At 73.6% G+C, this 11,533-nt stretch carries 14 protein-coding genes; 5 read left to right on the top strand and 9 right to left on the bottom strand.

The genetic code is table 11. From position 1 onward, the window contains the following. Positions 1 to 16: 16 nt before the first annotated feature. The 3 genes from AB0K37_RS17575 to AB0K37_RS17565 are packed head-to-tail and all read left to right on the top strand — an operon-like array spanning position 17 to position 2,928. Complete coding sequence (locus AB0K37_RS17575; RefSeq protein ID WP_345176756.1) at positions 17 to 469, top strand: gamma-glutamylcyclotransferase; 453 nt, start codon at positions 17 to 19, stop codon at positions 467 to 469. A gap of 39 nt (positions 470 to 508) precedes the next feature. Beyond that, entirely contained in the window at positions 509 to 1,309 is an 801-nt protein-coding gene (locus tag AB0K37_RS17570) for a purine-nucleoside phosphorylase (RefSeq protein WP_363981707.1), read from the top strand. Then, on the top strand, positions 1,306 to 2,928 hold the full coding sequence (locus tag AB0K37_RS17565) for a phospho-sugar mutase (protein ID WP_363981705.1): 1,623 nt from the start codon (positions 1,306 to 1,308) through the stop codon (positions 2,926 to 2,928). Before AB0K37_RS17570 ends, AB0K37_RS17565 begins: the two co-directional genes overlap by 4 nt. Before the next feature lie 27 nt (positions 2,929 to 2,955). On the opposite strand, the gene AB0K37_RS17560 is transcribed toward AB0K37_RS17565, so the two are convergent. The 3 genes from AB0K37_RS17560 to AB0K37_RS17550 all read right to left on the bottom strand — a co-directional run bounded on the left by AB0K37_RS17560 (position 2,956) and on the right by AB0K37_RS17550 (position 5,683). Then, the gene (locus AB0K37_RS17560) at positions 2,956 to 3,618 is read right to left on the bottom strand and encodes a PH domain-containing protein (RefSeq protein ID WP_363981702.1); all 663 of its coding nucleotides are present in this window, start codon (positions 3,616 to 3,618) and stop codon (positions 2,956 to 2,958) included. A 7-nt stretch (positions 3,619 to 3,625) separates the two neighbouring features. Next, positions 3,626 to 4,717, bottom strand: coding sequence for an adenosine deaminase (locus AB0K37_RS17555; RefSeq protein ID WP_345176748.1), 1,092 nt, complete (start codon positions 4,715 to 4,717; stop codon positions 3,626 to 3,628). Positions 4,718 to 4,813: 96 nt separating this feature from the next. After that, the gene (locus tag AB0K37_RS17550) at positions 4,814 to 5,683 is read right to left on the bottom strand and encodes an alpha/beta hydrolase (protein ID WP_363981699.1); all 870 of its coding nucleotides are present in this window, start codon (positions 5,681 to 5,683) and stop codon (positions 4,814 to 4,816) included. A gap of 84 nt (positions 5,684 to 5,767) precedes the next feature. On the opposite strand from AB0K37_RS17550, the gene AB0K37_RS17545 reads away from it, so the two are divergent. Continuing rightward, complete coding sequence (locus AB0K37_RS17545) at positions 5,768 to 6,355, top strand: CGNR zinc finger domain-containing protein (protein ID WP_363981696.1); 588 nt, start codon at positions 5,768 to 5,770, stop codon at positions 6,353 to 6,355. A gap of 52 nt (positions 6,356 to 6,407) precedes the next feature. On the opposite strand, the gene AB0K37_RS17540 is transcribed toward AB0K37_RS17545, so the two are convergent. Both AB0K37_RS17540 and AB0K37_RS17535 read right to left on the bottom strand, forming a co-directional pair. After that, positions 6,408 to 6,767, bottom strand: a complete 360-nt coding sequence (locus tag AB0K37_RS17540) for a cupin domain-containing protein (RefSeq protein ID WP_363981693.1) — start codon at positions 6,765 to 6,767, stop codon at positions 6,408 to 6,410. A 1-nt stretch (position 6,768) separates the two neighbouring features. Then, positions 6,769 to 8,064 carry an MFS transporter gene (locus AB0K37_RS17535; protein ID WP_363981690.1) on the bottom strand — a complete coding sequence of 432 codons (1,296 nt, stop codon included), beginning with the start codon at positions 8,062 to 8,064 and terminating at the stop codon, positions 6,769 to 6,771. Positions 8,065 to 8,286: 222 nt separating this feature from the next. Between AB0K37_RS17535 and AB0K37_RS17530 the strand changes: the two genes are divergently transcribed. Beyond that, positions 8,287 to 8,649: a hypothetical protein gene (locus AB0K37_RS17530; RefSeq protein ID WP_363981687.1), complete on the top strand. Its 363-nt coding sequence runs from the start codon at positions 8,287 to 8,289 to the stop codon at positions 8,647 to 8,649. A 21-nt stretch (positions 8,650 to 8,670) separates the two neighbouring features. Here the strand turns inward: AB0K37_RS17530 and AB0K37_RS17525 are convergent, their stop codons facing one another. From AB0K37_RS17525 to AB0K37_RS17510, 4 genes are all read right to left on the bottom strand, one after another. After that, positions 8,671 to 9,294 carry a class F sortase gene (locus AB0K37_RS17525; protein WP_363981684.1) on the bottom strand — a complete coding sequence of 208 codons (624 nt, stop codon included), beginning with the start codon at positions 9,292 to 9,294 and terminating at the stop codon, positions 8,671 to 8,673. Positions 9,295 to 9,353: 59 nt separating this feature from the next. Next, positions 9,354 to 9,863 (bottom strand): hypothetical protein, encoded by a 510-nt coding sequence (locus AB0K37_RS17520; protein ID WP_363981681.1) that lies wholly within the window; start codon positions 9,861 to 9,863, stop codon positions 9,354 to 9,356. 144 nt (positions 9,864 to 10,007) lie between these two features. Continuing rightward, positions 10,008 to 10,874: an alpha/beta hydrolase gene (locus AB0K37_RS17515; protein WP_363981678.1), complete on the bottom strand. Its 867-nt coding sequence runs from the start codon at positions 10,872 to 10,874 to the stop codon at positions 10,008 to 10,010. Beyond that, positions 10,846 to 11,340 (bottom strand): hypothetical protein, encoded by a 495-nt coding sequence (locus AB0K37_RS17510; RefSeq protein WP_363981675.1) that lies wholly within the window; start codon positions 11,338 to 11,340, stop codon positions 10,846 to 10,848. Before AB0K37_RS17510 ends, AB0K37_RS17515 begins: the two co-directional genes overlap by 29 nt. Positions 11,341 to 11,533 lie beyond the last annotated feature (193 nt).

The following is an 11,533-nucleotide window of genomic DNA, read 5'->3' as shown; positions in this document are numbered from 1 at the left end:
GGCGTAGCCTTCCCCCGTGGCTCTGTACGCGGCGTACGCCTCCAACATGGACCCCGAGCAGATGGCCGGCCGGGCTCCCCACTCGCCCATGCGCGGCACCGGCTGGCTCGCCGGCTGGCGCCTGACCTTCGGCGGGCAGGACAAGGGCTGGGACGGGGCTCTCGCGACGGTCGTCGAGGACGACTCCGAGCAGGTCTTCGTCGTCATCTACGACGTGCCCGCCTGGGACGAGAAGGAACTCGACGCCTGGGAGGGCGCCGCGCTCAACGTCTACCGCAAGATCAGGGTGCGGGTGCAGACGCTCGACGGCGACGCGCTGTGCTGGATGTACGTCCTGGACGACTACGAGGGCGGGCTGCCGTCCGCGCGCTACCTCGGCATCCTCGCCGACGCCGCCGAGAAGGCCGGCGCGCCCGACGACTACGTCAAGGACCTGCGCACACGTCCCTGCAAGTCGCTGGGCGACTGACCGGCGGCGGCCGGACGGCGCGGCGGTAGTGTCGGCAACGTGAGCAACGACGCTTTTGCACTGGCACGGGACGCCGCGGACGCGCTGCGTTCCCGCACGTCCATCGACTCCTTCGACGTCGCCCTCGTCATGGGGTCCGGCTGGGTCCCGGCGGCCGACAGGCTGGGCGAGCCCGTCGCCGAACTGACGGTGGCCGAGCTGCCCGGGTTCGCGCCGCCGGCCGTGGAGGGCCACGCCGGCCGGATCCGGGCCGTGGAGATCGGCGGGCGCAACGCGCTGGTGTTCCTCGGCCGCACGCACCTGTACGAGGGGCGCGGGGTCGACTCCGTGGTGCACGGCGTCCGGACGGCGCTCGCCGCGGGCGTCAAGACGATGGTGCTCACGAACGCGGCGGGCGGGCTGCGGCCCGAGCACCAGCGGGTGGGCGATCCGGTGCTGATCTCCGACCACCTGAACCTGTCCGGCGCGAACCCGCTGACCGGCGCGACGTTCCTGGACCTGACCGAGGCGTACTCGGGACGCCTGCGGGCCCTGGCCAAGGAGGCCGACCCGAGCCTGTCGGAGGGCGTATACGCGGCGTTCCGCGGCCCGACCTACGAGACGCCCGCCGAGATCCGCATGCTGCGCACGCTGGGCGCCGACATGATCGGCATGTCGACGGTGCTGGAGACGATCGCGGCCCGCCAGGGCGGCGCGGAGGTGCTCGGCATCTCCCTGGTCACCAACATCGCGGCGGGGCTGTCGGACGAGCCGCTCGACCACGAGGAGGTCCTCGCGGCGGGACGCGCGTCGGCCGGCCGCATGGGCACGCTGCTCGCCACCGTCCTGGCGAAGCTGTGAGCGACCTGCGCGCGCGGGCCGAGGAGTGGCTCGCCCAGGACCCCGACCCAGCGACGCGCGCCGAACTGCGGGCGATCCTCGACGCGGGCGACGCGGCGGCCCTCGCCGACCGGTTCGGGACGCGGCTGGAGTTCGGGACGGCCGGGCTGCGCGGCGAGCTCGGCGCCGGGCCGAACCGGATGAACCGGGTGACGGTCATGCGCGCCGCCGCCGGTCTGGCCGCCCGGCTGCCCGCCGGCGGCCGGGTGGTGATCGGGTTCGACGCGCGGCACGGCTCCCGGCGGTTCGCCGACGACACCGCGGCCGTGCTGAGCGGGGCGGGGCTGCGTCCCGAGGTGTTCGCCGGGCCCGTCCCGACGCCGGTCCTGGCGCACTTCACCCGGGCGTTCGACGACATCGTGGCGGGCGTCATGGTCACGGCCAGCCACAACCCGCCGCGCGACAACGGCTACAAGGTGTACTGGGCGGACGGGGCGCAGATCGTCCCGCCGACGGACGCGGAGATCTCCGCCGCGATCGACGCCGTCGGCCGCGTCGACGAGCTCCCCCTCGGGGAGGGGTGGCCCGTCCACGAGGACGCCGGCCTCTACCTGGACGCGGTGTCGTCCCTGCGCCTCGGCGGCGACCGGGACGTCTCGATCGTCTACACGCCCCTGCACGGCGTGGGGCGGGACGTCCTGCTCGCCGCGTTCGACCGCGCCGGGTTCCCCGCGCCGGCCGTCGTCCCGGAGCAGGCCGAGCCCGACCCCGACTTCCCGACCGTCGACTTCCCGAACCCGGAGGAGCCGGGCGCGCTCGACCTGGCGCTCGGCCTCGCCGAGGCCCGCGGCGCCGACCTGGTGATCGCGAACGACCCGGACGCCGACCGCTGCGCCGTCGCCGTCCCGGGCCCGTCCGGGTGGCGGACCCTCACCGGGGACGAGGTCGGCGGGCTGCTGGCCGAGCACGTGCTGCGGCACACCACGGGCGACGACCGCCTGGTCGCGACGACGATCGTGTCGTCCTCGCTGCTGCGCTCGATCGCCGCCGCGCACCGCGTCCGGTTCGCCGAGACCCTCACCGGCTTCAAGTGGATCATGAAGGCGGGCCCGGGCCGGCTGGTGTTCGGCTACGAGGAGGCGCTCGGCTACAGCGTCGGCGACGACCGGGGCGTGCTCGTCAACGACAAGGACGGCATCGGCGCCGCGCTCGCCGTCGCCGCGCTCGCGGCCGACGCCAGGCGCGACGGACGCACGCTGCTCGACCTGCTGGACGCGCAGGCCCGCCGGTACGGGCTGCACGCGACGTCCCAGCTGTCGGTCAGGGTGAGCGACCTCTCGCTGATCACCGCGGCGATGGCCCGGCTGCGCTCCGATCCCCCGCGCGAGCTCGGCGGGCGGCGCGTCGAGTCCTTCGACGACCTCGCCCGGCCCGCCGGGGGCCTTCCGCCCACCGACGGGCTCCGGTTCCGCCTGGCCGGGGGCTCGCGGGTGGTCGTGCGCCCCTCCGGGACGGAGCCGAAGCTCAAGTGCTACCTGGAGGTCGTGCTCCCGGTGGACGGGGACGTCGCCGAGGTCCGCGCGCGCGCCGCCGCCGACCTGGAGGCCCTCCGCGCGGACGTGTCCGCGGCCATCAGCTGACCGGGCTCCTCAGCCGACCGGTCCTCCTCAGCTGACCGCGCCCACGATCAGCAGGGCGACGACCACCGCCAGCGGGACGGCCAGCGAGGCCACCGCGACAACGGACCATGTGACCGTCCCCCTGGCGGGCCCCTGCTCCTCCGCCTCGGACCTGGCCTTGGCCGCCTTGTCCGGCGCGCCCGACCGGGCCGTGGAGCGCTGCCGGTCCTTCATCTCGTTCAACTGCTGCGCCGCGTACGCGGTCGGCGTCCGCCCCCGCAGATCGAGCCCCTGCGCCTGCCCCTTGCCCTTGCGGGCCTCCTTCTCGGCGCGGGCCTCCGCCTTGGCCTGCGCCCGGGGCGAGGTCTGCAGCACCCACGCCCGGGTCTCCAGGTCCGTCCCGTCCGGGCCGGCGAACACCACCGTCAGCGCGTTCCTGCCCTCGATCCGGCGGACCGCGCCCCACGGCGCCCGGACGTCCCGCAGCGGGTTGCGGATCGTCACCCCGTCCTCGCCGCCGGCGATCAGCGGCCGCAGCCCGACCGTGTAGGCGATCCCGCAGCCGAGCAGCAGCAGGAACGCGATCGTCACCGTCGTCAGCGAGTAGTCGGGGTCGCCGGTGATGCCGACGAACAGGTCGACGAGGTTCAGGGCGGCGAACACCAGCCACGCGTACGCGGCGACGCGCCCGCCGGTGGAGCGAATGGTCATGGCTCGATCATGCCAGGGGCCGGGCGCCGCTCCACTTGAGCTGCGCGAAACCGGGCTTGATCACCCCGTTGATCAGTTCGAGCCGCTCGTTGAACGGCGCGAACGCCGACTTCATCGCGTTCACCGTGAACCACTGCAGGTCGTCCCATCCGTAGCCGAACGCGTCGGCGAGCTTGGCGAACTCCTCCGACAGCGTCGTGCCGCTCATCAGCCGGTTGTCGGTGTTGACCGTGACCCGGAAGCTCAGCCTCCGCAGCAGCCCGATCGGGTGCTCGGCGATCGACTTCGCCGCGCCCGTCTGGATGTTGGAGGTCGGGCACATCTCCAGCGGGATCCGCTTGTCGCGCACGTAGTCGGCGAGCCGGCCGAGCCGCGCCTCGCCGCCCTCGACCTCGATGTCGTCGATGATCCGCACGCCGTGCCCGAGCCGGTCGGCGCCGCACCACTGGATCGCCTGCCAGATCGACGGCAGCCCGAACCCCTCGCCCGCGTGGATCGTGAAGTGCGCGTTCTCGCGCTGCAGGTACTCGAACGCGTCCAGGTGGCGGGTGGGCGGGTACCCGGCCTCGGCGCCCGCGATGTCGAACCCGACGACGCCCGCGTCCCGGTACCGGACGGCCAGCTCCGCGATCTCCATGCTGCGCGCCTGGTGCCGCATCGCGGTGACGAGCGTCCCGACGCGGATGCCGAAGTCCTCGCGGCCGCGCGCGAAGCCGTCCAGGACGGCCTCGACGACCTGCTCCAGCGACAGCCCCTCGCGCAGGTGCTGCTCGGGGGCGTACCGGACCTCCGCGTAGACGATCCCGTCGTTCGCGAGGTCCTCGGCGCACTCGTAGGCGACCCGGGTGAGCGCCTCGACGGTCTGCATCACCCCGACCGTGTGGGAGAACGTCTCCAGGTACCGTTCGAGCGATCCGGAGTTGGACGCCTCCTCGAACCACGTCCGCAGGGCGTCCGCGTCGGTGGTGGGCAGGTCCCCGTACCCGGTCTCCCGTGCCAGGTCCACGATGGTGGCGGGCCGCACGCCGCCGTCCAGGTGGTCGTGCAGCAGCACCTTCGGCGCGCGGCGGATGTCCTCAAGAGTAGGCCGATCGTTCATTCCCCGAACCTACCCGTCCCGGCCTCCCCCGGCGTCATCGTTTCTCGCCGGCCCGGCCGCCCCCTGCCCCCGCGACCTGCGGACCTTCCGCACCCGCTACGCCCCGAGACGGTCGAGGAACGCGGCGACGAGCGGCGCGATCTCGCGGAGGTGGGTTTCGAGGGCGAAATGGCCGGTGTCGAGAAGGTGGAGTTCCGCGTCCGGGACGTCCCGCAGGTAGGCGCGGGCGCCGGACGCGGTGAAGAACGGGTCGCCGGCCCCCCAGACGATGAGGGTGGGCGGCGTGTACCGGCGCAGCCAGGCCTGCCAGCGGTCGTAGCGCTCGACGTTGGAGTGGTAGTCGAAGGCCAGCGCGACCTGGGCCTCCCTGCGTCCCGGCAGGTCGAGGAAGTGCTGGTCGAGGGTCCAGCCGTCCGGTGCGAGCGCCTCGGGGTCGGTGACGCCCGTCTCGTACTGGCTCCGGGTCCCGTCCAGGGTCAGCAGGCCGCGGACGGCCTCCTCCGCCCCCGGCGCACCGGGACGCAGGGCGATGAAGTCGCGGGCGCCGTCCGACAGTCCCTCGGCGTAGGCGTTGCCGTTCTGGACGACCAGGCCCGCGATGCGGTCGGGCCGCCGCTCGGCCAGCCGGAAGCCGACCGGCGCTCCGAAGTCGAACACGTACATGGCGAAACGGGTGAGCCCGAGCCGCTCGACGAATCCCTCCATGACGTCGGCGAGCCCGTCGAAGGAGTAGGCGAAGTCGTCCGGCGCAATCGTGTGGCCGAAGCCCGGGTAGTCCGGAGCGATCAGCCGGTAGCGGGCGCCGAGGACGTCGACGAGCCGGCGGAACTGGTGCGAGGCGGACGGGAAACCGTGCAGGAGCAGCAGGACGGGCGCGTCCTCCCTCTCCGGCAGGGACTCGCGGTAGAAGACGCGGACACCGCTCACGTCGACGTGCCGGTGGGCGGTGCGGGCGATCGAAAGCATACCTAACGCCTATCTGTCGAGAAGATGCATTAGGTATAGCGGCCCGACGCCTAACGGGTCAATCGGTCGATGTACCGTTAGAGCATGAGCGACCAGAGCCCCTTGACCGGTGAGCCCCCGGCCCTGGACCTGGTCAACACGCGACCGGCGGGCGCCGACCTGCTGTCCACGCCCGACGACCTTCGGGTCTGGCTGCGCCTCCAGGCCGACCGGTCCGACGAGGCCGCGGCGTTCGCCGCGGCGGAGCCGGGGGCCGCGTCACTGGCCGCCGTCCGGGACGTCCGGGAGCACACCGCCCGGGCCCTCGACCGCGTCCGCCGCGGCGAGCCGCCCTCCGCCTCCGACCTGGAGGCCCTCACCCGGGCCCAGTGCGCGGCGCCCGCGGTCACCGAACCGGTCTGGGACGGGCGGTCCCTGCTCGCGGCCCGCCGCCGCACCGGCCCGCCGGAACTGCGCCCGGCGTCCTGGCTCGCCGAGGCCGCCGCCGAACTCCTCGCCGACCCGGCGGTCACCAGGATCCGGAAGTGCGAGGCCGACGACTGCGTGCTGCTCTTCCTGCCCGCCCACCCGCGCCGCCGCTGGTGCTCGGCGGCCCGCTGCGGCAACCGCGTCCGCGTCGCGCGCCACTACCGGCGCCACAGGCCCGCGGACTCCAGCCCGGAGTCGTCCTGACGCGCGGAAGCGGGGGCATGAGACGGCGCCCCCGCTTCACGGAACCGGACGCTCAGTGACCGGCCTTGGCGTACTCGCCGATGCCGCCGGCGAAGTCGAACACGACGCAGGCCTCGTCCCCGACGACCCATGCGTCATGGCCGGGCGTCGCGACGAACACGTCGCCGGGACCGACCTCCTGCTCAACGCCGTCACGGGTGAGGATGTGCATCCTCCCCTGGACGACGTAGCCGTTGTGGTGGACCTCGCAGAGGTCGGTGCCCGCGATGTCCTTCACCGACTCCGTCCAGCGCCATCCGGGCTCGAACGTGGCCTTCCCGAAGACGAGGCCGCTGAGGTTGGCGATCTCCAGGTGCCCCCTGGGGAAGTCCCGCCGGTCGTCCGGCTTCTCGATGCTCTTGATCTCTATCATGTCAGGGTCCCCCTTCCCCCTCCCTTTTCACGCTCGCACTGGCACTGACCTGCGTCAAGACGTCCGGTGCGGCGAGTGCGCGGCGGTTGCGGAACAGCAGCGCCGGGGTCGCCAGGGACAGGACGCCCGCGACCGCGACCGCGGTGCGGGGGCCGGTGAGCCCGGCCAGCACGCCCCACAGGCCCGTCATGGCCGCGATCGTGAGCTTGCTCGTCACCGACCACGCCGACAGCACGCGGGCGACGCGGTCGGGCGGCGTCCACTCCAGCCGGCAGGTGGCGTACAGCGGGTTGAACACCCCCATGCAGGTGATCAGCCCGAGTTCGACGGCGATGACGAGCACCAGGCCGGCGACGCCCGGGCGGACGAAGGCCAGCCCGAGCAGCCAGCACGCGCGCAGCGTCCCGAAGACCAGCATGGTCCTGGGCCGTCCGAACCGCGCGGCCAGCGGCCGGGCCAGCCGCGAACCGGCGAGCCCTCCCACGCACGGGGCGGCGAACGCCAGCGCGTACTGCCAGGGCGCGAATCCGAGGTCGCCGAGCATCAGGACGGCCAGCACCGGCGCCGTCGCCATGATCAGCCCGGCGACCAGGATCTGGTTGAGGAACAGCGGGCGCAGCGCCGGGCCGGTGAGGATGTGCCGCCACCCTTCGAGCAGGTCCCCGGCCCGCAGCCGGGCGCCCGTGCTCCGGACCGGACGCGGCTCCGTCCCGCCGATCGCGCGGATCCCGGCCGCCGACAGCAGGAAGCTGACCGCGTTGGCCGCCACGGTGACCAGCGGCCCGAACAGGCCGATCGCGGCGCCGCCGAGCGGCGGCCCGAGCATGGTGGCGGTCCAGCTCGTGGACTCCAGCCGCCCGTTCGCGGTGAGCAGGCCGTCCGGCCGGACGAGCGCCTTCAGGCAGGCGCCGCTCGCCGCGGTGAAGGCGATGTCGGCCGCGGCGACGACGACCGACACGACCAGCAGGTGGGCGAAGCCGAGCCCGCCGAGGAGGAACGCCGCGGGCAGGCTCAGCAGCGCCGCGCACCGGACCAGGTCCATCGCGATCATCACGGGCCGCTTGCGGCGGAACTCCACCCACGGGCCGAGCGGCACGGCCACCGCCGCCCCCACCAGCAGGCCCGCGGCGGCCAGCGCCGACACCCGGGCCGGCCCGGCGTGCAGCACGGTGATCGCGATCAGGGGGAACGCGTCGAAGGCGAGCCACGTCCCGAACGCGCTGACCGCATAGGCCGTCCAGAGCCACCCGAACCCCCGGCCGAGCGACCGCCGATCCCCCGTGCGCACCACCGCCACGCCCTTTCCGCCGGCCGCGCCTCCGGCGGCCAGGGAGATCAAAGCGGGCGGCGGGGTCGCGCATCAAACAACCGTCCGGCCCCGGGTCACAACCATGCGTTGTCACCCTTGCGTGGGCGAACGAGGTGACCGGTCGGACTTGCGTACTCGGGAAGTGGACGGACGTCTCTTGTCGGGGGGCGGCGGCGCCGGCCCCCGGATCCCACTCGATCAAGGAGAACCATGGCCAATTCCGTCAGCCTCAGGGTGTCCGGCGACCTCGACCAGGTCCGTGCCGTCGTGGAGGCCGCCCTGCAGCCCGAGGGCTTTCGTTTCACGTGGGACAACCCCGGCCAGGGCATCGTCGAGAAGGGGACCCGCACCAAGGCGATGCTCCTCGGAGCGTTCGCCACGCACTACAAGTACCACCTGCTCCTCAGGCCGCAGCCCGACGGGACCGTGGTCGTCGAGCTCGGGCTCGCGACGACCGGCCTGTCCGGCGGTGCCACCGGCGCCGTCAAGCTGCGGAAGAAGCTCGACAAGGTCGGCCAGATCCTGACCACCGCGTTCCAGTCCTCCGGCACCCTCGTCTCGCCGGCGCAGTGACCGGACGGGCCTTCGGCGGGGCTACCGGACCGCCGTCTCGGCGGCGTAGACGATGACGTTGTCGCGGTAACCGCGCTCGGCACGGTCGAACGCGCCGCCGCAGGTGACCAGGCGGAGCCCGGGATGGTCGAGAGGGCCGTAGACGCGCGCGGTGGGGAAGCGGCCCTTCGGGACGCGTTCCACGGACTCGACGGTGAACACGGCGACCCTGCCGTCCGCGCGGTCCACCTCGACACGGTTCCCTGGCCTCAGACGGCCCAGGTCGTAGAAGACCGCGGCGCCCTTCGCGGAGTCGACATGGCCCAGGATGACCGCCGCGCCGCGCTCGCCGGGAGTGGGCCCTCCCTGATACCAGCCGGCCTCCCCGGGCCGGTCGGCCGGGGGGACCCGCACCTCGCCGCCCGCTCCGAGGCCCAGGCGGGACAGCGGCGCCCGCACCCCGATCGACGGGATGGACACCCGGACGGGCAGGGAGCGGTCCAGCACCGGCCCGTGCCGGTCGACCGCCCGGGGGGTCGCGGCCCACGCGGGCGGGCTCGGCGGACCGGCCGGCCCGCGCAGCCCGAGGACCGCCAGGACGAGGCCGGCGGCCGTCAGGAACGCTGCCGCCGCCCCCGGCCCCCACCGGCCGCCCTTTCTCCCCATCGCCCTTCCCGTCCCGCTGGAATTGTCAGAGTCGGCCTTCGCGATAAAGGCTGCGGCTATTACGCGCTCGCGCCATTCCGGCGGCGGACGGCAATGGCGCCGACGCCGATCCCGCCCAGCAGCAGGACGCCTCCCCCGGCCAGAAGGGCGGTGTCCGCGCCGCCCGTCGCGCCGCCGAGCCCCGTCGCCGGCCCGCCGGTCGGGGTGGGCTGCGACATCGGACGCGCCTTGCCGTCCACGACGTGGACCTCGCCGGTCCCCTTGTACGCGCCGCACCGCACGAGCACCGTGTAGGTGCCGGCGAAGGTGTCCTTCTTGATGGTCGCGAGACCGGCCCGGCCGTCGACCTCCTCCGCGCCGTTCAGCGGAACGGCCCCGCCCACGAAGGCCAGCGAGCCCGCCGTGCCGTCGACCTCGCACTTCTTCCCGACGACGGTGACCTGCTCGCCGGGCCGCGCCTGCGAGGGCTTCACGACCACGTCGCCGGGGTCGGCCATCGCGGGCGCGGCCGTGCCGAGCGTCGCCGTACCGATCACAAGGCCGAGAACGGCCGCCTTACCGAGTCGCATGTTCTCTCCATATCGACACGGCGGCTTACCCGACTTTCAGCCCGCTGGACCGTGTCCCCCTTATGCCTATCTCTGATGAGGGCGGTCCCGGTTTGGTTCGGTGATCCTTTTTCTCAATGGCCGGCGATGCGCCCGCCCGGCAATCTAGGAAAGGTTCGCGTGACGGCCGCCGCATTCCAGCACGGCCCGGGCGATCTCCTCGGGCCGTTCGGCGACCAAGGCGTGACTGCCGGCCAGTTCGAGCACGCGCAGGTGCGGCCGGTCGGCGGTGAGGGCCAGCAGGTCGCGGCGGACGCCCGCACGCTGCGCCGGCATGAGGTCGCCGACGCGGCCCGGCAGGCCGGGCAGGTTCTCGGTGGCCAGGACGAACAGGGCGGGGCAGCGGATGCCGGCCACCGCCGCGACGCTGTCCTGGAAGTACGGGTCGTACCTGATCTGCCCGGCCAGCTCCGCGTCCGGCCGCGCGTAGACGCCCTCATCGGTGGTGCGCAGCGCCCGCTGGGGAAGCATCGCGGCGTGGGCCTCGGGCAGCGGCCGGGCCATCGCCTCGGCCTGGGCGTCGAAGAGCGTCTTCAACTCCGCCAGCAGCGGGGTCAGTTCCTCGGGCCCGATGCCCGCGTAGTGCTCCGGCGCGGTCTCGGCCGAGCGCAGGCCGTCGACGTTGACGATCCCGGGGCCGTCCGGATGGCGCAGCGCCCACCGCACCGCGACCATGCCGCCGAGGGAATGGCCGACCACGAGAGGAGCGGCCAGGCCGAAGTGGTCGACGACCGCCTGCACGTCGTCCAGGACGGCCTCCCACTCCCACGGCCCGTCGCCGGACAGCCCGTGGCCGCGCAGGTCCATCGCGACGACCCGGTGCGCGCCGGTCAGCAGGGGCGCGACGGCGTCCCAGTGCAGGAGGGTGCCGCCCAGGCCGTGGAGCAGCAGCACGGGAGACCCGGTCCCGCCGTGGTCGCGGACGGCCAGGCGGACCGGACGGTCATCGATGATCACTTCTTGCGGTGCCACGGGTGCTCTCCTGGGGTCGGTCGAGCCGGTCGCGAATGGAGGAGGTGGTGACGCCGCCGCCCGGATCCCTGTCGAGCTTTCCGCGTTTCACCAGGTCGTGGACGCCTTGCCGGGTGATGCCGAGCATCGCCCCGGCCGTGGAGTACGGGACGGCCGCCGCGGGGTGGGCGGTCGTGCGGGCCACGGCCCGTCCCAGTGCGGTGCGCCACCACGAGGCGGGCGGGTCGAAGGGTCCGTCACCGGGGAACAGCACCCCGATGAGCCGGGCCGCGGTCAGCGTGGCCCGCTCCCGGTCGGCGCCGAGCAGCTGGGCCGCCCAGACCTCGGCCTCCACGCGCAGCCGCGCCCGGATCGGCCCGAGCGGCTCGTCGGAGGCCAGCAGGATCTCCAGGGGATCGAAGATCCGCGTCTCCAGCGTCCGGACCAGCTCGGCCACGAGCTCGATGTGGTCTTCCGTGGTCGTCACTTGACGAACAATAGCAAGTACTTGCTCTCTCGCGTCAAGTAGTACTCGGCGCGCTAAAGGCGTGCGCCCGGAACGCCGCAACGCCGCTCCTGGACCCGAGTTCCAGGGCACCGCCGGCCCCGGCTGGCGCTGGGTGTTCTTCGTCAACGTCCCCGTCGGGCTCGTCCTGCTGGGAACGCTGCCGACGGTGGTG

The sequence above is a fragment of the Actinomadura sp. NPDC049753 genome (genome assembly GCF_040674655.1).
In the GTDB taxonomy this organism is placed as follows: Bacteria; Actinomycetota; Actinomycetes; order Streptosporangiales; family Streptosporangiaceae; genus Spirillospora; species Spirillospora verrucosospora.
Note: the sequence above shows the minus strand (reverse complement) of the source record. Positions and strands in the feature narration are given on the sequence as shown.